This is a genomic window from Mesorhizobium sp. M0514, from assembly GCF_040321145.1.
Classification (GTDB): Bacteria; Pseudomonadota; Alphaproteobacteria; order Rhizobiales; family Rhizobiaceae; genus Mesorhizobium.
The window spans coordinates 45,963-66,082 of record NZ_JAMYQZ010000006.1 but is presented as its reverse complement, the minus strand read 5'-3'; the positions used below and the strand labels follow the sequence as shown (position 1 = coordinate 66,082).

17 protein-coding genes are annotated in these 20,120 nt (G+C 64.1%); 12 read left to right on the top strand and 5 right to left on the bottom strand.

Going from position 1 to position 20,120, the window contains the following annotated elements; all coding sequences use genetic code 11:
* Positions 1-93: 93 nt before the first annotated feature.
* The 5 genes from NKI61_RS04540 to NKI61_RS04520 are packed head-to-tail and all read right to left on the bottom strand — an operon-like array spanning position 94 to position 6,736.
* Positions 94-1,686, bottom strand: a complete 1,593-nt coding sequence (locus NKI61_RS04540) for an indolepyruvate oxidoreductase subunit beta family protein (RefSeq protein WP_352838903.1) — start codon at positions 1,684-1,686, stop codon at positions 94-96.
* The gene (locus NKI61_RS04535; protein WP_352838902.1) at positions 1,679-3,832 is read right to left on the bottom strand and encodes a thiamine pyrophosphate-dependent enzyme; all 2,154 of its coding nucleotides are present in this window, start codon (positions 3,830-3,832) and stop codon (positions 1,679-1,681) included. The genes NKI61_RS04540 and NKI61_RS04535 overlap by 8 nt, the downstream gene beginning before the upstream one ends.
* Positions 3,833-3,876: 44 nt before the next feature.
* Complete coding sequence (locus NKI61_RS04530; RefSeq protein ID WP_023820890.1) at positions 3,877-4,359, bottom strand: MarR family winged helix-turn-helix transcriptional regulator; 483 nt, start codon at positions 4,357-4,359, stop codon at positions 3,877-3,879.
* Positions 4,359-5,930 (bottom strand): phytoene desaturase family protein, encoded by a 1,572-nt coding sequence (locus tag NKI61_RS04525; RefSeq protein WP_352838901.1) that lies wholly within the window; start codon positions 5,928-5,930, stop codon positions 4,359-4,361. Before NKI61_RS04525 ends, NKI61_RS04530 begins: the two co-directional genes overlap by 1 nt.
* Positions 5,931-5,944: 14 nt before the next feature.
* Positions 5,945-6,736 carry a cyclase family protein gene (locus NKI61_RS04520; RefSeq protein WP_352838900.1) on the bottom strand — a complete coding sequence of 264 codons (792 nt, stop codon included), beginning with the start codon at positions 6,734-6,736 and terminating at the stop codon, positions 5,945-5,947.
* Between the two features lie 119 nt (positions 6,737-6,855).
* Here NKI61_RS04520 and NKI61_RS04515 point away from each other — a divergent pair, with 119 nt between their 5' ends.
* The 12 genes from NKI61_RS04515 to NKI61_RS04460 all read left to right on the top strand — a co-directional run bounded on the left by NKI61_RS04515 (position 6,856) and on the right by NKI61_RS04460 (position 20,103).
* Positions 6,856-8,430, top strand: a complete 1,575-nt coding sequence (locus tag NKI61_RS04515) for a phytoene desaturase family protein (RefSeq protein ID WP_023740547.1) — start codon at positions 6,856-6,858, stop codon at positions 8,428-8,430.
* A 111-nt stretch (positions 8,431-8,541) separates the two neighbouring features.
* Positions 8,542-10,068: an ABC transporter substrate-binding protein gene (locus NKI61_RS04510; RefSeq protein WP_352838899.1), complete on the top strand. Its 1,527-nt coding sequence runs from the start codon at positions 8,542-8,544 to the stop codon at positions 10,066-10,068.
* Positions 10,069-10,252: 184 nt separating this feature from the next.
* On the top strand, positions 10,253-11,260 hold the full coding sequence (locus tag NKI61_RS04505; RefSeq protein WP_023740549.1) for an ABC transporter permease: 1,008 nt from the start codon (positions 10,253-10,255) through the stop codon (positions 11,258-11,260).
* Positions 11,253-12,101, top strand: coding sequence for an ABC transporter permease (locus NKI61_RS04500; protein ID WP_023714925.1), 849 nt, complete (start codon positions 11,253-11,255; stop codon positions 12,099-12,101). The genes NKI61_RS04505 and NKI61_RS04500 overlap by 8 nt, the downstream gene beginning before the upstream one ends.
* Positions 12,098-12,976 (top strand): ABC transporter ATP-binding protein, encoded by an 879-nt coding sequence (locus NKI61_RS04495; protein WP_023740551.1) that lies wholly within the window; start codon positions 12,098-12,100, stop codon positions 12,974-12,976. The genes NKI61_RS04500 and NKI61_RS04495 overlap by 4 nt, the downstream gene beginning before the upstream one ends.
* Positions 12,969-13,799: an ATP-binding cassette domain-containing protein gene (locus NKI61_RS04490; RefSeq protein ID WP_023740552.1), complete on the top strand. Its 831-nt coding sequence runs from the start codon at positions 12,969-12,971 to the stop codon at positions 13,797-13,799. The genes NKI61_RS04495 and NKI61_RS04490 overlap by 8 nt, the downstream gene beginning before the upstream one ends.
* A 77-nt stretch (positions 13,800-13,876) precedes the next feature.
* Positions 13,877-14,476: a VOC family protein gene (locus NKI61_RS04485; RefSeq protein ID WP_023738334.1), complete on the top strand. Its 600-nt coding sequence runs from the start codon at positions 13,877-13,879 to the stop codon at positions 14,474-14,476.
* Positions 14,477-14,617: 141 nt separating this feature from the next.
* Positions 14,618-16,912 carry a bifunctional salicylyl-CoA 5-hydroxylase/oxidoreductase gene (locus NKI61_RS04480; RefSeq protein WP_352838898.1) on the top strand — a complete coding sequence of 765 codons (2,295 nt, stop codon included), beginning with the start codon at positions 14,618-14,620 and terminating at the stop codon, positions 16,910-16,912.
* Positions 16,909-17,682, top strand: a complete 774-nt coding sequence (locus NKI61_RS04475; RefSeq protein ID WP_023740554.1) for an SDR family NAD(P)-dependent oxidoreductase — start codon at positions 16,909-16,911, stop codon at positions 17,680-17,682. Before NKI61_RS04480 ends, NKI61_RS04475 begins: the two co-directional genes overlap by 4 nt.
* Complete coding sequence (locus tag NKI61_RS04470) at positions 17,676-18,146, top strand: MarR family winged helix-turn-helix transcriptional regulator (protein WP_352838897.1); 471 nt, start codon at positions 17,676-17,678, stop codon at positions 18,144-18,146. Before NKI61_RS04475 ends, NKI61_RS04470 begins: the two co-directional genes overlap by 7 nt.
* Entirely contained in the window at positions 18,143-18,955 is an 813-nt protein-coding gene (locus tag NKI61_RS04465) for an enoyl-CoA hydratase family protein (protein WP_352838896.1), read from the top strand. Before NKI61_RS04470 ends, NKI61_RS04465 begins: the two co-directional genes overlap by 4 nt.
* Positions 18,955-20,103 (top strand): acyl-CoA dehydrogenase family protein, encoded by a 1,149-nt coding sequence (locus NKI61_RS04460; protein ID WP_352838895.1) that lies wholly within the window; start codon positions 18,955-18,957, stop codon positions 20,101-20,103. Before NKI61_RS04465 ends, NKI61_RS04460 begins: the two co-directional genes overlap by 1 nt.
* Positions 20,104-20,120: the final 17 nt, after the last annotated feature.

Here is a 20,120-nt window from a genome sequence, read left to right as displayed (position 1 = left end):
GTGGAAGCCGAGCTGCGATCGCTTGAAGCGGCGTGTTCAATCCGCAATCCAGTGGGAGTAGGGAAACGGCGGCAGTAGCGTAGAGGTACCAGCCTAAGCTCGACCTCCTCCCACACCATGATCAGACAACGATGCCACCGTCTTCACCGCGCCATCGAGCATGTCGCCTTTCTCGTCTTTCAGCGCAGCTTCGCGCAACCGCCTGATCCAGTCGGCAGCGTCATCGCGGCCCTTGACCAGATCGAGCGCCGACAGCACGCGATCGAATTTGGACTGGGCGCGGACGTGGGTGTCGCTGTAGCCCTTGATCAGCCGGCGGCAGTTCAGGATTTCGACGGCGAGCGCGTAATCCTGGGGCACATATCCAAGTGCCAATGCATACCACCGCTCCAGATGCGCCGTCTCCACCTTGTGGCGCAACAGGCGGCGGCGCCAGCGGCGCAGGCCGCCAATGAACCAGAGGACCGCAAAGCCGGCAAAGCTGTCGGTGCGGATGCGCCGGCCGTGATTGATGCGCCGGTCGAGAAAGCCGGCAAGTTTCGGTCGGTTCTCGATGTAGCTGCCCAACCCCGCCGGCAAGGTGCCGCAGAACTCCTCGATGCGCGGATGGAAATATTCGGTCACCTGCAGGATGGAGCCGTCCTTGACGCCCACCTCCTTGCGCACCCGCCGGTCACGCGTCGAACGTGTCTTGAGATCGGCGACGCGGATCATGTCGTCGTAGCACAGCGCGTTGGCCAGATGCTTGGCGGCAGCGATGGACAATGCATGGGCATGTTCAGCGCTATCCAGCGCGACCGCCTGGTCGAGCCGGTCGAGATACTCGCCGCCATAGGAGATGTCCTGGTAGTCGACGACCTTTCTCAGGCCCCGGAGCGCCATGTCGCGCACCGCCGCGGGCATCAGGTCGATGCGGGCGGCCAGTGCCTGCCAACCCTGCAGCAGGTTCTGCGGACCGCTCACGCGCCCTGCACCCGGAGCTGGTTCGACCGTGGCCGGTTCTGCCCGCTCTGGCGCGGGGACCGTCGTACCGCGCGCGCGGTCGTAGGCAACGGCGAAGGCAGCGAGGCTGGCTTTCGCGCCCCGGCCGCCGGCGCCGATCGCTTGCTCATAGCTTTCACGCCTGAACGGCAATGCGTCGGAGCCGGCCAGCGCGCCAAGCAGACTGGCCGAGATCATCGAGCCATTGTCGGCGGCGATCTTTTCCATGTCGAAAGCGATGAAGCGTTTCGATGCAGCTTCCGCCGTCGCGCGTACCTTCGAAGACGAGGCCCGGCCGTCACCCGGCTCGATCTTTTCCGACACCGCGGCGATACGGTGCGAGGAGGTGATCAGCGTGGTGCGATCGGGCGTGACGAAGCCCCTGATGATGGCGCGGCCGGCTTCCATCAGCTCGGCGGCGATCAATATGTCGACATCGCCTTGCGAAGGCGACAGGGCAAAGACCGGCAGCCGGCCGGTGTCGCGGGCCATCTCGACGTAATAGATCGTAGCGCCGGTGCGCTGGGCGACGCCGGCGACGGAGGTCGATTGCGCGACGTAACCATTGCGCTCGGCGACATCGGTGATCCAGTCGGCGAGCACGCCGCCGCCCTGGCCACCGACCGCGAGCAAAGCGAGTTTGATCACCGGCTCGGTATCGGCGGCACCGGATTTCGGGCGCAAGGGCGAAGCCTGGTCAAGCATCGGCGAACGTCAACCTACGGCTCTCGCGGCGGCGCTGCATCAGGCCGATCACGGCGCGGCGAGCGCTTTCCAGGAAACGGTCCCAGCGGCCCGGATTGTGCACGACATCGGCGCGGTAGAAGGATGGGCACAGCACGGCGGCGTCCGCCACCTCCCCGCAATTGCCGCAGCCGACGCAGCTCTGGTCGATCGATGCCACCGGATCGTCACGCAAGGGATCGTCGAGCGATTTCACCGACAGCGACGGGCAGCCGGACAGCCGCATGCAGGCGTGGTCGCCGGTGCAGATGTCCTCGTCGACGCCGAATTTCGGCTTGACGACACGGGTCCCTCCCTTGATCGCCTTGTCGACCAGCGGCTTTTCGCGACGCTGGCGGTTGAGCATGCATTCGGAAGAGGCGACGATGACCTTTGGTCCCTTTTCCTCCGTCGTCAGCGCCTCGCGCAGCGTGTCCTGCATCTTGCCGACATCGTAGGTGCGGTCGATGTGGCGCAGCCATTTGACGCCCATGCCCTTCACCGCTTCGGTGATCGGATGCTTGGTCGACTTGGTCTTGTTGCCCGCACGCGACGACAATATGTCCTGCCCACCGGTGGCGGCGGAGTAAAAATTGTCGACGATGACGATGACGCCGTCGTTCTTGTTGAACACCGCGTTGCCGATCGAGGAGGTCAGGCCGTTGTGCCAGAAGCCGCCATCGCCGACGAAGGAGATCGACCTCCGTTTGGCGTCGGGCGAATTGAAGGCTGAAGCCGAGGCCGGCCCGAGCCCGTAACCCATGGTGGTGGCGCCAAGCTCGAAAGGCGGCATGATCGAGAACAGGTGGCAGCCGATGTCGGAGGCGATGTGGTGCTTGCCGAGTTCCTGCTCGACCAGCTTTGTCGCGGCAAAGATCGGCCGCTCCGGGCAACCGATGCAGAAGCCCGGCGGACGGCCCGGCACGATATTGATCAGGTCGGCGGTGTCGACGCCGTCGCCGACCTTGTTGGGCGCGCGCACCTCGCCCGGCAAGAGATGCGAGGCCTCGGCGCGCAGGAAGGCGCCGATGCCGTCGAGCATGACCTGGCCGGTGTATTCGCCGGCCATCGGCAGATACTCCTTGCCGACCAGCCTGGTACCGCGCCCGGCCTTGTGCAGCATGGCGGCAAAGGCTTGCTCGATGTAGTTGGGCTGGCCCTCCTCGACCACGAGCACCGTCTGCTTGCCTTCGCAGAAAGACAGGAACTCATCGTCTATCAGGGGATAGACGGCGTTGAGCACATAGAGCGGCACATCCGTCTCGCCGTAGGTGTCGGCAAGGCCGAGACGCTGCAAGGCGCGGATGACCGAATTGTACATGCCGCCCTGCATGACGATGCCGACCGAACCGTGATCCGAGCCGAAGAATTCGTTGATCTTGTTCCTCGCGATGAAATCGACAGCCGCCGGCCAGCGTTTTTGCACCTTCTCCTTCTCGTGCAGGAAGGAGGCGGGTGGCAGCACGATGCGGCCGGTGTCGCGGCGCGGCGCGTCGAGCGCATCGGCCACCGTCATCGGCGGGCGCTTGTTGTCCTTGGCGATGAAATGGCCGTGGACGTGGCAGCAGCGGATGCGCACCTGCAGCATCACCGGCGTATTGGACGCCTCGGATAGCTCGAAGCCATCCTCGACCGCCTTGACGATCGAAGGCAGGTTCGGGCGCGGGTCGAGCAGCCAGACCTGGCTTTTCATGGCGAAGGCATGGCTGCGCTCCTGCATGATCGAGGAACCCTCGCCATAATCCTCGCCGACGATGATCAGCGCGCCGCCGGTAACGCCACCGGAGGCAAGGTTGGCGAGCGCGTCGGACGCGACATTGGTGCCGACAGTCGACTTGAAGGTCGCCGCGCCACGGATCGGATAATGCACCGAGGCAGCGAGCATGGCGGTGGCGGTGGCTTCCGAGGCGCTCGCCTCGAAATGCACCCCGAGCTCGCCCAGAATGTCCTGCGCGTCGGCCAGCACGTCCATCAGATGGCTGATCGGCGCGCCCTGGTAGCCGCCGACATAGCCGACGCCGCATTGCAGCAGCGCCTTGGTGATGGCGAGGATGCCCTCGCCGGCAAACTCCTCGCCGGCGCCGAGCCGGAGCTTTTCGACTTCCTTGGCAAAAGACCGTTCGGCCATTTTTCCAACCTTCCGTTGCCGCCGAAACTTGGCAGCGCGTACGTCTAGATTTCGTGCTTGCGAATGTTCTTCAGCATCTTCAAGAGCGTCGCGATCAGTGCTGCATATTCGGCATCGTCAATATCGTCGAACATTGCCTCGAAGGCGTCATGCATAGCCGGCCAGGCGCGGGTGAACTCTGCGCGGCCCTCATCGGTGAGGAAGACATGGCGGATGCGGCTGTCGGTGACGCCTTGCTCGCGTCGCACAAAGCCTTGTCCCTCCAGCGTGTCGAGCGTGCGGCTCAAGGTCGACTGCTCTATGACGGTGTAGACCGAGAGGTCGTTGACGGTGACGCCGTCGGTGACCGACAGCACGGCCAGCGTGCGGACCTGCGGAATAGTCAGGCCCTGCTTGCGGAAATCGTCACGCAAGGTGGCGTTGTAGCGGCCCATGATGCGGTTCATCAGATAGGGCGCGAATTGCTGCAGGCCGATCTGGCCGAGGGTCGAAATGCGCTGGCGCCTTTCCGCGACCTTCTGCTCCATCACAGCCTCCCCGCCAGCAGAAAGCCGGAGCCGCCGCCGAGGCCTGCACCCGGATGGGTGGAGGCGCCGATATGGTAGAGGTGCTTGATGCCGGTCTGGTGGTTGCGGCTGGTCTTGAATGGGCGCCACAGGAACGACTGGTCGATGGTCGAGGACCCGCCATAAGGATCACCGCCGACCAGATTGATGTTCATCGCTTCCAGATCGGCCGGCGAATAGGCGCGGCGCGCAATCACGCTGCCCTTGAAGCCATCGATGTGGCTGGCGAGAATGGTTTCGACGCGGTCGGCGTAGGCTTCACGCAGCGCCTCGGTCCATTGTCCGTCAGCCGGCGTCTGCAGCTTGCCGGCGGCGTCACCCTTGATGTGCCGGGGCGCCTCGGGCAGTTGCAGCCACAGGATCGCCTTGCCTTCCGGGCAGCGCGATGGATCGAGCGCATGCGGCTGGCCGACGCAGATGGTCGGCACTTCCGGCAGCATCCCGCGCGCCGCCTCGTTGCAGGCTTTCGAGACGCCATCGAGCCCCGGCGTCAGGTGCAGCAGCGCCACCTTGTCGAGGCCTTCGCCGCGCCATGCCGGCGGCTTGGCCAGCGCATAGTGGATCTGGAAATTGCCTTTGCCGTAGCGATATTTCTGTGTCGCCTCGACCTCGGCTTTGGGAGCATCCGCGCCGAGCAGCCGGCCGTAAAGCTGCGTCGGCGTGACCGAGCAGATGACGCTCTTGTTTGCTGTAATCGTTTCGCCGGATGCCAGCCGCACGCCGGTCGCGCGGCCACCGCTCTGGACGATCGAGGCGGCATCGGCGCCGGTGCGGATGTCGCCGCCACGTTCGCGTATCAGGGCTTCGAAGGCCGCAAGCAGGTTCTTCGCCCCGCCCTTGACGATCGGCGCGCCGGCCGCCTCCAGCGCGAAGGCAATGACCTTGGCAATCTGCCCTGAGAAGGCGTCTTCCGGTCCAAGCCCGGCATGCAGCACCCAAGGCGCCCACAGCGCGCGGATTGTCTCAGACCGATAGGTGCTTTCCAGCCAGCTGCGCGCCGGCACCAGTGCTTCACCGAGGAAGGCGGCAAGGCCGCGCGGGCTTCGCCGCCAGGCATCGCCGGCCAGCAGTTTCGCCGTCGGATAGGACCACAGGCTGCCGCCGAGCAGGCCGAACAACAGGCCGGCATTGCGCTCGATGCCGCTGACATCGTCCGCATGCCGGTCGCCATCGTCGGCGGCAATCGCATTGATTGCCGCGACATTGGCGGCACGGTTGGTTGTGAGCACTGCATGACTGCCGTCCGGCCGCAGCACGCCGGTTGGCGTGCCGGCGTGGCAGAACTCCAACCCATGCCGCGCGAGGTCGCCGCCCAATGCCGCAAAGGCCGGCGAGGTGATGAACAGCACGAAGGTCGTCGCCATTACGTCATGGATGAAGCCGGGTGCGGTGATCTCCTCGGTACGCATGCAACCGCCGATGCGGTCGTTGCGTTCGAGGATGAGCACCTTCGCGCCCTTGCCGCCGAGCATCGCCGCGCAGACCAGCGCGTTGATGCCGCTGCCGACGATGATGTGATCCGGCTGGCTCACCTCAGCGTGCTTTCTCAGCCTTTCGACACCAGCGCCAGCGCGCGGATCGGGCTGCCGGTGCCATGTTCGATCTTGAGCGGTGCGGCGATCAGGATGGCGCCTTTTGGCGGCAACTGGTCGAGGTTGCAGAGGCTGGCAAGGCCATAGCGGTTGGCCTTGTGCATCAGCGTGTGCGCCGGGAATGGCGGCTCCATGCCGCCGGCGTTGCCGGCATCGGTGCCGATCGTCTCCGAGCCCCAGCCCTTGATATCCTTGCTGATCAGGAATTGGATGGCTTCGGCCGTCGGACCTGGCGTGTGCGGGCCGGTCTCGTTGGCGTTGAGGAACTCGGCTTCCGAGCCGTTGCGCTTGTACCAGTCGGTGCGCATCACCACCCATTCGCCGGCATTGATCGTGCCATGCTTGGCTTCCCATGCCTTGATGTGGTCGACGGTGAGCAGGAAATCGTGGTCGGCGGCTGCTTCCTTCGAGCAGTCGATGACGTTGACCGGGCCGACGAAATTCTGCGCCGGAATGGTGTCGGTGGCGCCGTCCGGATAGTCCTTACCGCTGATCCAGTGCTGCGGCGCATCGAAATGCGTGCCCGAATGCTCGCCGAGCTTCAGCCAGTTCCATGCCCACCACGGACCGTTCTTGTCGTAGCGGGAGATGTTGTGGATCTCGACCTTCGGCGTGTCGACGGCAAGCTCCGGCGGCAGCCTGATCAGCGGCGTGTCGGGTCCGAGCGGCGCAGAGAGGTCGACCACCTTGATGGCGCCTGAAAGCAGTTGGCCGGCGACTTCGCCGAGGAGTTTTTGCGTGTCCATGGTCTGAAGTTCCCTCTTGTCGGTGATGATCAAGGCTCGTCTCGGCCCTTAATATCCTACTAGACGAAAACATATGCATCTGCAATTATCTTTAAGCATAAAGGAAATGGGAACGGGGCGTGAGCGAGTTCGACGCCATCTTTGTCGGGGCGGGCCACAACAGTCTGGCATGCGCCGCGCATCTCGCGCTCAAAGGCTGGAAAACCGGGATTTTCGAGCGCAGCGCAGCAATCGGTGGCGCCGTCCAGACTCGTGAATTCACCCTTCCAGGCTTCCGGCACGATTTCGGTGCAATGAATCTGAGCCTGTTCGCCGGCTCCGCCTTCCACCGGAAATATGCAAATGAATTGAAAGCACAGGGTCTTGAGTTCGCGCCGGTCGCCGACTGTTTTGCCAGCGCCTTCCCGGACGGACGCTGGTTCGGCGTCAGCAACGATCTGGAAAAAACCACCGGCCGCATGGCCGCTTTCTCCGCCGCGGATGCCGCGACCTGGCGTAGACTGGTCGCCGCCTTTCCGGGTGAAGCCGAGCACCTGTTCCGGCTGCTGGGATCGCCGATGAGTGCGCGTGCGCTTGCCGGCACCGCCTGGAACCTGTGGCGCAAGAAAGGCATGTCCGGCGCGCTCGATACGGGACGGCTGCTGTTGTCATCGCCTCGCGCCTGGCTGGAGGAAAATTTCGAGTCCGCGCATGTGCGGGCAACGCTTGCCACCTGGGGCATGCATCTCGACTTCGCCCCCGACATCGCCGGCGGCGCCGTATTCCCCTATCTTGAATCGATGGCCAATCAGAGCTTCGGCATGGTGCTGGGCAAGGGTGGCGCCGACACCATCATCCGCGCGTTGTCGGGCATGGTGGCGTCGGCCGGCGGCACGATCGTCACCGGGGCGGAAGTTGCCGAGATCACCGTTGCCGGCGGCAAGGCATCGGGCGTGCGACTCGCTTCAGGTGAGACACATACGGCCACCAAGGCAGTGATTGCCGGCGTCGCGCCCAAGGCGTTGAGCGGCAGGTTGCTACCCAACGGTTTCGGCGACGCCGGCTTCGACACGGCGATGCAGAAATTCCGGCACGCGCCGGGCACGATGATGATCCATCTGGCGCTCGACGACCTGCCCGATTGGCGCGCCGGCGCGGAGCTTCGGCAGTTCGCTTATGTGCATCTGTCGCCGTCGCTCGACGCGATGTCGCGCACCTATCAGCAGGCGATGGCGGGCATGCTGCCGGACGAACCGGTGCTGGTCGTCGGCCAGCCGACCGCGATCGATCCGTCGCGCGCGCCTCAGGGCAAACATGTGCTGTGGGTGCAAGTGCGCATGCTGCCTGCCGAAATCCTGGGCGATGCGGCAGGCAGGATCGCTCACGCGCATTGGGATCAGGTCAAGGATGCCTACGCCGAGCGCGTGCTCGACATCATCGAGATATACGCACCCGGACTGCGCCCGAAAATCCTCGGCCGTGCAGTGTTCTCGCCAATCGACCTCGAGCGTGAGAACCCCAATCTCGTCGGTGGCGACCAGGTCTGCGGCAGCCATCATCTGGCGCAGAACTTCTTGTTTCGCCCGGCGCGCGGCTATGCCGGCTGGAACACGCCGGTCGCCAATCTGCACCTCACGGGCGCCGCGACATGGCCGGGCGCCGGCACCGGCGCGGCCTCGGGCTACATGCTCGCGCAACAGCTTGGCGGGAGGTAGCTCGGAAGATTTCAGGAGGGCGACGAGAGGCAAGGCGCTGCTGCCCCACGAAGCCTGAAGCTATGAACTGGTAGTGCCGCGCAAAGACAACAAACAACAAGGGGAACGACCATGACAATCAACAGACGCGAATTGCTGGGATACAGTGCCGCGGCACTTGGTGCGGCCGCAATCGGCCTGCCGCAGATCGCCAAGGCAGCGGGCGAACTGACCATCGCCTATAACGTCAACCTGCCGTCCTGGGATCCGACCACCGGACCCTCGGCCGTCAACCCGACGATCCAGGGCCTCTACCAGTCAGTGTTCGACCAGTTCATTCCGCAAAAGCCGGACCTGTCCTTTGCGCCTGGCCTGCTCACCGAATGGGGCTGGAACGAGGATCGCACCAAGGTGACGATGACGGTGCGCGAAGGCGTGACCTGGCATGACGGCTCGCCCTTCACGCCCGAGGACGTGGTCTGGTCGCTGCAGCGGGCGGGCGACGAAAAGACCGGCAATCCGATCCAGTTCGTCTGGAAGAACGTCAACAATTTCAAGATCGACGGCAACAAGATCACCGGCGACGTCGTGCAGTTCGATCCGGTCTACTTCAAATGGATGTCGTTCCTGACCGGCTACATCCTGCCGAAGGCCTATTACGAGAAGGTCGGCGCCGAAGGGTTCGAGAAGGCGCCGATCGGCACCGGCCCGTACATGGTGGAAAAATTCGAGCGAAATGCTTTCCTCCGACTGAAGGCCAACCCGCACTATTGGGGCGACAAGCCGGCCTTCGAGAATGTGACGATCAAGTTCGTCACCGACGCGGCGAGCCGCGTTGCCGAAATCGAATCCGGTTCCTCGCAGGTGACGCTGGAGGTCCCCTACGAAGAGTATGACCGGCTGATCGCCAAGGACGGGCTTGCCGGCTCGTGCAAGCCCGTTTCCGACATCGGCATGATCTTCTTCAATGACATCGAAGCGATGCTGGACAAGAACGTCCGCCAGGCCGCCGTCATGGCTGTGGACAAGGAGCTTCTGGTCAAACGGCTGCTGCGCGGCTATGGCCAGCCGATCGCCACGCTGGAGACCCCGGAGTACACGGCCTTCGACGCCTCGATCAAGGTCGAGCACAATCCTGAAAAGGCCAAGGAGCTGCTCGCGGCCTCCGGCTATTCGCCGGAAAAACCGGTCAAGTTCACAATCCAGACGACCAAGGGCTTCAAGCCCAAGGATTATGAGATGATCCAGGCGATCGTCGGCATGTGGCGCAAGGTCGGCATCGAGACGACGATCGAGGTCTACGAGATCGCCAAGCACTATGAACTGCGCGCCGCCGACAAGCTGGCGCCGGCCGCCTTCTACAATTGGGGCAATGCCATCGGCGATCCGACAACGTCGACTGGTTTTGCCATGTATGGGCCGAGCCCGCACTCGGTGTGGGACAGCCAGGACCTGATCGACATGATCAATCCGCTCTGGGGCGAGAAGGACGAGGCCAAGCGCATCGCCGGCTGGAAGGCTGTCGACAAGTATATCGCCGAGCAGGCCTATGTGCTGCCGCTGATTCAGTATGCGCAACCTATCGTGCATGCCAAGGGCGTCAACGTGGTGCAGCATGTGTCCGGCGCGCTGCTGCCGGCGCTGATGACCCCGGCCTGATATCGGCTTGTGGGCGCCACCCTTCGCTGAGCGGCCCATCCGGCCCTTCGGGCCACCTTCTCCCCGCTGGGGAGAAGAGACCAGCTCAGCTGTCCGTGACCTCTTCTCCCCTCGGGGAGAAGGTGGCCGCGAAGCGGACGAATGAGGGGGCTCTTCGTTAGAAACGCACTGGGCCAACACCAGAATGCTCCTGCAACGATTCCTGATCCGTCTGCTGACGATGCTGATCACGCTGTTCGGCGTGGCTGTCGTCGTCTTCGTCGTGATCCGCGTCGCGCCTGGTGACCCGATCGCCATGATGCTGCCCCCCGGTGCGACAGATGCCGACATCGACCGGCTGCGTGCACTCTACGGGCTCGACAAGACCATCGTGCAGCAATTCTTCATCTGGCTGTCCGGCGTCGTCAGGGGCGATTTCGGCACCTCGATTTCGCTCAGGCAAGATGTGCTCAGCCTTGTCTTCAATCGTTTGCCGGCAACGCTGGAACTTGCCATCATCGCGCTCGTCATGGCGGTTGGGCTCGGCGGCACGACGGCGATCCTCGGAGCCCGCGAGCGCGGCACGGCGGTCGAAGCCGGCATCGATATCGCCAGCGGCGCCGCCCTTTCCATTCCCGATTTCCTGTGGGGCCTCGTGCTGATCCTTTTGTTTGGCGTGCTGGTGCCGATCTTCGATATCTCCGGCCGCGTGTCGCCGCAGCTCGATCTGCCCTTCGTCACCCAGTTCTATTTCTTCGAGAGCTTGCTTCGGCTGCGCTTCGACCTGACCTGGGATCTGCTGAAACACATGCTGATGCCGGCAGTAGCCTTGGCATTGCCGCTGGCGGCAATCATCGCGCAGTTGCTGAAACAGTCGCTGAAGGAAGTGCTTGACCTCGACTATGTCGTGCTGGCCCGGGTGAAGGGGTTTTCGGAAACGCAGGTTATCCTGCGCGAGGCGCTGAAGAACGCTGCCTTGCCGACACTGACTCTCGTGGGCGTCCAGTTCACCTTCCTTGTCGGCGGCACGGTCATCGTCGAGCGGCTGTTTTCCTACGAAGGGCTCGGCAACATGGCGATCGATGCCGTCATCAACCGCGACCTGCCGCTGATCCAAGGCATCGTGCTGGTGTTCGCGCTGCTGTTCGTGCTGATCAATCTTGGCGTCGACATGATGTACGCGCTGCTCAATCCGAGGCTGCGCCATGGATGAGGCACGCATCGCCCGGCGCGGACTAGGCCCGAGGCTGTGGCTGGCCGGCGGCTGGCTGCTGCTGGCGCTGCTGGCCGCGATCTTCGCGCCGCTGGTCGCACCGCAGGACCCGCTGGCGCAAGACCTGATGCTGGAACGGCTGCCGCCATTCTGGATGAGTGGTGCGGAATCCGGCTATTGGCTGGGCACCGACAGCCTCGGCCGCGATCTCCTCTCCCGGCTGATCTTCGGCGGCCGTATCGCCTTCATCGTCGCTTTCGCGGCGGCGATCGCCGCCTGCCTTGTCGGCTCGACGCTCGGACTGGTCGCCGGCTATTTCGGCGGCTGGGCCGACCGCATCATTTCACGCATCGTCGACGTCTGGATGGCATTCCCGCCGGTGCTGTTCGCCATCCTGCTGGTCGCGGTGCTCGGCACCGGCCTCAGTTCCGTCATCCTCGCCATCGTCATAATCGACTGGACGCGCTTTTGCCGGGTGATCCGCGCCGAAGCGATGGGCCAGTCGCGCATGGACTATGTCGAGAACGCCCGCATCGCCGGCTATGGCCGCATCGGCATCATGCTGCGCGAGGTGCTGCCCAATGTGGTGCCGTCGATCGTGGCACTGCTGTCGCTGGAGATGGGCATCGCCGTCATCGTGGAGGCCATCCTGTCCTTCGTCAATCTGTCGATCTCGACCGACGATCCGACCTGGGGCGGCATCATCGCCGAGGGCCGGCTGTCGATCCATCAGGCCTGGTGGGTGCTGGTGTTTCCGCTCGTAACGCTGATCCTCACCGTGCTGTCGTTCAGCCAGTTCGGTGAGGCGCTGAAGACACGCTTCGATCCGGTGCTGCGATGAGCGCTTGCCTGGATATTGCCAATCTGAGCGCCGTGCTGCCGAACGGCCAGCGAGTGCTGCGCTCCGTGTCGCTTTCCGTGCAGCGGGGTGAGGTGCGTGCTCTTGTCGGCGAGAGCGGCGCCGGCAAGACGATGATCGGCAAGGCGGTGCTCGGTGTGCTGCCGTCAAGCGTGCGCATCGTCGAAGGCGCCATGCAGCTCGAAGGCCAAGACCTCGGCAGGCTGCAGCCCAAGGCAAGGCGTACGCTGATCGGCGCCCGCACGGCGCTGATCCCGCAGGATCCGTTGACTGCGCTCAACCCGTCGCGCCGCATCGGTCCGCAGATGACTGACCGGCTGGTGCGCATTCTCGGCTGGAGCGGTGACAAGGCGGACAAGCGTATCCGGCAATTGTTGGATGAAGTGCAGATCCGCGATCCCGACCGGGTGCTGAAATGCTATCCGCACGAGCTGTCCGGCGGCATGCGCCAGCGCGTGCTGATCGCCGCCGCCTTCGCCGCCGAGCCACGGCTGATCGTGGCCGACGAGCCGACAACCGCGCTCGACGTTACCGTGCAAAAGCAGATCCTGCGCCTGATCGCCGAGCTGCAGCGCGAGCATGGCACCGCGATCCTGTTCGTCACCCACGATCTCGGCGTCGTTGCAAAGATCAGCCAGAAGGTGTCGGTGCTTTATGCCGGCAAAGTGGTGGAGGAAGCCGAGACGGCTGCTCTCTTCGACGCCCCGCAGCACCCATACACGCGGGCACTGATGGCCGCGACGCCGCGTTACACAGATCCTTTCGCCTCGCTGATGCCGGTGGACGAGACCGTGCTGGCCGGGCTTGCCGCTGAGATCGATGCGGCAGACCAGGCGTGGAGGCGGCCGCATGGTTGAGCCGCTGTTTTCCGTGCGCGGGCTGAAGGTGGCGCTGCCCGACATGACCCGCAAGCCGCTGATCGGCCGCGCGCCGCTGGCCGAGATTTTGAAAGGCCTGGATTTCGATTTGCCGAGAGGTTCGGTGACCGGCATCGTCGGTGAATCCGGGTCCGGAAAATCGACGCTCGGCCGCACGCTTGTCAGACTTCTGGAGCCGAGCGTCGGCAGCATCCATTTCGAGGGCCGCGATATCGCCCATCTGCCGGATGCAGAGCTGCGACCTCTGCGCCGCGACCTGCAGATGATCTTCCAGGACCCGATGTCGTCGCTCAACCCGCGTCGCACCATCGCCGGCATCATTGCCGCGCCGCTCAAGCAGAATGGGCTTGGCGACAGGCTTAAGGAACGCGTCGCCGAGGCATTGCATCGCGTCGGCCTGCCGCAAGGCTTCTCCAGCCGCTATCGTCATGAACTGTCGGGCGGCCAACGCCAGCGCGTCGGCATTGCACGCGCGCTGGCGCTGTCGCCCAAATTCGTGCTCGCCGACGAGATCGTCTCCGGCCTCGACGTATCGACGCAGGCGCAGATCCTCACCCTTTTGGAGAGACTGGCCGCGGAGATGGGGCTGACGGTCGCCTTCATCAGCCACGACCTGTCGGTCATCCGGCGGCTGTGCCAGCAAGTGATCGTGATGCGCCAGGGCATGATCGTCGAGGCGAGCGCCACCGATGCGCTGTTCGACAATCCCAGGGAGACCTACACGCGCGACCTGCTTGCCGCCATCCCACTGCCTGAGATCGACGCGGACTGGTTGCGGCCAGCAACGAAAGCGCCGGCATAGGACTGTTCACCCACCACGCCGAACAGCGGGCTTCGGACGTGCATGAGGGCAAAATCAGCCCGCGAACGGAGGGTAATATGAATTACGCAGCCCGCGGCACGATGCTTGCCGCGATCCTGTTCTGCTCGATGGGAACGGCTTCGGCCGATGCGATCCCCGGCATGCGCGGCCACGACCACACCGGCATCACGGTGCCCGACATGAAGCAGGCAGTCGACTTCTTCACCGAAGTCGTCGGCTGCAAGAAGGCGATGTCGTTCGGTCCGTTCGCCGATGACAAGGGCACCTTCATGCAGGATCTTCTGGGCGTCGATCCGAAGGCTGTCATCGAGCAGGTCACCATGGTGCGTTGCGGTTATGGATCGAACATCGAGCTGTTCAAATACACCGCGCCCGACCAGAAGGATTTGACTCCGAAGAACAGCGATATCGGCGGCTTCCACATTGCCATGTATGTCGATGATGTCGCCGCGGCGAAAGCCTATCTCGACAGCAAGGGGGTGAAGACGCGGATGGGTCCGCTGCCGGTCAAGGAAGGTCCGGCGGCCGGCCAGACCATCCTCTATTTCCAGGCGCCATGGGGATTGCAACTGGAGGCGATCAGCTATCCCGATGGGATGGCCTATGAGAAGGGTGCCGAGACTGTGCTGTGGAGCCCGAAGAACCCGGACAAGTGATTTCCAGAGCGCGCTTGCGGGGCCAGCCCGCAGGCGCGCCACCCGTGTCCAGCAATCGTTCCAACATGAAACTTTAAGCTTGAAATATTTTGTCTCCGGCGCGATACTTGATATGCAGCAAGCGAAGAGGAGATCGCACGGATGAAGGTTGCGGTTCTCGGTGGCGGACCAGCCGGCCTCTACTTTGCCATTTCAATGAAGCTGCGGGACGCCGCCCACGAGGTCACGGTGTTTGAGCGCAACCGCGCCGACGATACGTTCGGCTGGGGCGTCGTGCTGTCGGCCGAAACACTCGACAACCTTGCCAAAAACGACCCGGTCAGCGCTGTATGGATCAAGAAGCATTTCGCCTATTGGGACGACATCGCCGTCATCCATGACGGCGTGCGCACGGTCTCGTCGGGCCACGGTTTCTGTGGCATCGGCCGCAAGCGGCTTCTGATCCTGCTGCAGCGACGCGCGCGCGAACTTGGCGTGAGGCTGATGTTCGAGAGCGATATCGCCGACCCTCAGCACTATATGGAGACGCATGATCTGGTCGTCGCCGCCGATGGGCTGAACTCAAGGGCGCGCAACACCTTCGTCGAAGTCTTCAAGCCCGACATCGACACCCGCAAATGCAAATTCGTCTGGCTCGGCACCAACCAGAAATTCGACGACGCCTTCACCTTCATCTTCGAGAAGACCGATCATGGCTGGGTGTGGGCGCACGCCTATCAATTCGACAGCGAGACAGCGACCTTCATTGTCGAGTGCAGCGAACAGACGTGGGCTGCCTTCGGCTTCGGCGCCATGTCGCAGCAGGAATCCATCGCTGTCTGCGAGCGCATCTTTGAGAAACATCTCGGCGGCCACGCGCTGATGACCAATGCCAATCACATCAGAGGTTCGGCCTGGATCAATTTCCCGCGCGTGCTGTGCGAACGCTGGTCCTACAAGAACCTGGCGCTGATGGGCGACGCGGCGGCCTCGGCACATTTCTCGATCGGCTCCGGCACCAAGCTCGCATTGGAAAGCGCGGTGGCGCTGGCCGAATATGTCAAAACCGAACCGGACCTCGACGCCGCCTTCCGCAAGTATGAGGATGCGCGCCGCACCGAGGTGCTGAAGCTGCAGTCGGCGGCGCGCAATTCGCTGGAGTGGTTCGAGGAGGTCGAGCGCTATCTCGGGCTCGATCCGGTGCAGTTCAATTATTCGCTGCTGACCCGCTCGCAGCGCATCAGCCACGAGAATTTGCGGCTGCGCGATGCCAAATGGCTTGAAAGCGCCGAGGAATGGTTCCAGCGCCAGGCGGGGGCAGGCGGCAACAGGCAGCGCCGGGCGCCGATGTTCGCGCCGTTCAAGCTGCGCGACATGCAGCTCAACAACCGGGTCGTCGTTTCGCCGATGGCGCAGTACAAGGCCGTCGACGGCTGCCCGACCGACTGGCATTTCGCCCACTATGCCGAGCGTGCCAAGGGCGGCGCCGGGCTTGTCTATATCGAGATGACCTGCGTCAGCCCGGAAGGACGCATCACGCCCGGTTGTCCCGGCTTCTATGCGTCCGAACATGAGGTGGCGTGGAAGCGGCTGGTCGATTTCGTCCACACCGAGACCGAGGCTAAAATCTGCGCCCAGATCGGGCATTCCGGGGCCAAGGGCTCGACCCGTGTCGGCTGGGAGGGCACCGACGTGCCGCTCTCCTCGGGCAATTGGCCGGTCATGGCGGCCTCGGCGATTGCATGGTCGCCGCAAAACCAGGTGCCGAAAGCCATGGACCGCGCCGATATGGATTTGGTGCGCGACCAGTTCGTGGCCTCCACCGAAATGGCCGATCGTTGCGGCTTCGACATGCTGGAGATCCACGCCGCGCACGGCTATCTCCTGTCGTCCTTCATCACGCCGGTCACCAACCAGCGCACGGATGAGTATGGCGGTTCGCTGGAAAATCGCATGCGCTATCCCCTGGAAGTCTTCCATGCGGTGCGCGCCGCCTGGCCGGCGCGAAAGCCGATTTCGGTGCGCATTTCGGCCAATGATTGGGTCGGCATCGAGGGTGTCACGCCGGCCGATGCGGTGGAGATCGCGCGCATGCTGCACGAAGCCGGCGTCGACATCTGCGACGTCTCGGCAGGTCAGACCTCGATTGCCGCCAAGCCTGTCTATGGCCGCATGTTCCAGACACCATTCTCGGACCGCATCCGCAACGAGGTCGGCATGGCGACGATGGCGGTCGGCAACATCTATGAGCCGGACCATGTCAATTCGATCCTGATGGCAGGCCGCGCCGACCTGGTGGCCCTGGCACGGCCGCATCTCGCCGATCCCTACTGGACGCTGCATGCGGCCGTGACGCTCGGTGATCGTGGTGTCAAATGGCCGGATCCCTATCTGCCCGGACGCGACCAGATCTACCGGCTGGCCGAGCGCGATGCGGCGTCGGGGTTGAAAGTATGACGACGGCCTCGGCGATCCCCGGCAAGCATGCTTTGGTCACCGGCGGCGGCTCCGGCGTCGGCCGGGTCATCGCACTCGTGCTGGCCGAAGCCGGTATCGAGGTGACCATATGCGGGCGGCGCGAGGCCGAGCTTGCCAAGGTGGCTGGAGAGAACGACCGCATCCACGCCATGTCAGCCGATGTTACAAATGAGGCGGCGATGATTTCGCTCTACTCGCAGGCGGAAGCCATGCGAGGCCCGTTCGACATCGTCGTCGCCAATGCCGGCATGGCCAGCAGCACGCCGGCGTACAAGACCTCGCTTGCCGACTGGCAGCGGACGCTCGACGTCAATTTGACCGGCGCCTTCCTGACGGTGAAGCCGGCGCTGGTCGGCATGGCTGCGCGCAAGGCGGGCCGGATCGTCTTCGTCGCGTCGACGGCAGGACTGAAAGGCTACGCCTATGTCGCACCCTATGTGGCGGCCAAGCACGGCGTCGTCGGGCTGATGCGGGCACTGGCGGCCGAGACGGCGAAATCCGGCGTGACCGTGAACGCCGTGTGCCCGGGCTTTGTCGAGACCGACATGCTCGAAGCATCCGTTCAGCGCATTGTCGAAAAGACTGGCCGCTCGGCTGGCGAGGCGCGGGCGAGCCTTGCCTCGACCAACCCGCAAGGCCGTTTCATCCAGCCGCAGGAAGTTGCCGCGGCGGTGCTCTGGCTGTGCGGCGATGCGGCTGCGTCGATTACCGGACAAGCAATTTCGATCTCAGGAGGCGAAACATGGTAGCCGGCCCATTGCCCGCGCCGTCGGGACCCGGCAAGGACCGGCTGCGTCTCTGGATCAGGCTGCTGCGCGCCTCGCGCACGATCGAGGCCGAACTGCGCGAGCGCCTGAAGAAGGAATTCGATACGACACTGCCGCGTTTCGACGTCATGGCCGCCCTCTACCGCGCGCCGGAAGGCATGCTGATGAGCGATCTGTCGCGCTTCCTGCTGGTATCCAACGGCAATGTCACCGGCATTGTCGACCGGCTGGTTTCGGAAGGGGTGGTCGCGCGCGCGCGCCGCAATGGCGATCGCCGCACATCCATGGTGCGACTGACCGACGAGGGTTCCAAATCTTTTGCCGCAATGGCCGCGGCGCATGAGGGTTGGATCGGAGAATTGCTGGCCAAGGTCAGCGAGGAGGATGCGCGCCGGCTGACCGGCATACTGACCTCGTTCCGCAGCAACTGGGAGGGACGCGAATGAGTTCGATGGCCGGCCTCAAGCCGAAGCACTTCCTTTGGGAAGTCGAAGGCAGGATCGCCAGGGTGCGGCTCGACCGGCCGGAGCGCAAGAATCCGCTGACCTTCGACAGCTATGCGGAACTGCGCGACACGTTCCGCGATCTCGTCTATGCCGACGACGTCGACGCCGTGGTGTTCCTGCCCAATGGCGGCAATTTCTGCTCGGGCGGCGATGTCCACGACATTATCGGCGCCTTGGTCAATATGGACATGAAGGAGTTGCTCGCCTTCACCCGCATGACCGGCGATTTCGTCAAGGCGATGCTCAATTGCGGCAAGCCGATCATCGCGGCGGTCGATGGGGTCGCGGTCGGCGCCGGCGCCATCATCGCCATGAGCGCCGACATCCGCATCGCCACGCCGGAGGCCAAGACCGCTTTCCTGTTCACCCGCGTCGGCCTTGCCGGCTGCGACATGGGCGCCTGCGCGATCCTGCCGCGCATCATCGGCCAGGGCCGTGCCGCCGAATTGCTCTACACCGGCCGCACGATGACGGCAGCGGAAGGCGAGCGCTGGGGCTTCTACAACAGGCTGGTCGATGCCGCAGTGCTCGAGGCCGACGCCCTCGAGATGGCGGCGCGCATCGTCTCGGGTCCGACCTTCGCGCACGGCATCACCAAGACGCAGCTCAACCAGGAATGGTCGATGGGCCTCGACCAGGCGATCGAAGCGGAAGCGCAGGCGCAGGCGATCTGCATGCAGACGCGTGACTTCGAGCGCGCCTACAAGGCCTTCCTCGCCAAGGAGAAACCGGTGTTCGAGGGCAATTGATGGCTGACAAGAGTTTCCTCAACTGGCCGTTTTTCGAAGACCGGCATCGCGAACTCGCCGAACGCCTTGATGCCTGGTGCGCCAGGAACCTGCCCGTCGATCACCATGACGTCGATGCCGCCTGCCGCGAGCTGGTGGCGAAACTTGGCCGCGACGGCTGGTTGAAGCCGACGGCGCTCGATACCGACAATCCGGGACCGCTCGATGTCCGCACCTTGTGCATCACGCGCGAGACGCTGGCGCGCCATGACGGGCTGGCCGACTTCGCCTTCGCCATGCAGGGGCTCGGCACCGGCGCGCTCAGCCTGTTCGGCACGCCCGACCAGCAGCAATGGCTGGCAAAGACCAGGGCCGGCAAGACGATTTCCGCCTTCGCGCTTTCGGAGCCACGCTCCGGGTCGGATGTCGCCAACACCGAAATGATGGCGAGCCGCGATGGCGACTTCTATATCCTCAGCGGCGAGAAGACCTGGATTTCCAATGGCGGCATTGCCGATCTCTACGTCGTCTTTGCCCGCACCGCCGAGGCCCCGGGTGCCAAGGGACTTTCCGCCTTTCTCGTACCCGCTGATACCAAGGGGCTTGGCATTGCCGAGCGCCTTGAAGTGATCGCGCCGCATCCGCTGGCGCGGCTTTCCTTCGATCAGGTCCGGGTGCCGGCCTCGGCGCTGATCGGCAAACCGGGAGACGGCTTCCGCATCGCCATGTCGGTGCTTGACGTGTTCCGCTCCACGGTCGGCGCGGCGGCACTCGGCTTTGCCCGCCGGGCGCTGGACGAAAGCATCAGCAGGGTGGCCGAGCGCAAACTTTTCGGCGCTCCGATGGGAGAGCTGCAGATGGTGCAAGGCCATATCGCCGACATGGCGCTGGACATCGATGCCGCAGCGCTGCTGGTCTACCGCGCTGCCTGGACCAAGGACATGGGCGCGGCTCGTGTCACCCGCGAGGCAGCGATGGCCAAGCTGTTCGCCACCGACAAGGCGCAAGAGGTGATCGACAAGGCTGTGCAGCTGCATGGGGGGGACGGCGTCCGCAAGGGCCATATCGTCGAGAGCCTCTATCGCGAGATCCGCGCGCTACGCATCTACGAGGGCGCATCCGATGTGCAGAAGGTGGTGATCGCACGGCAGGTGATGGGCGCGGCCTGACAGCGACGTATTTGATT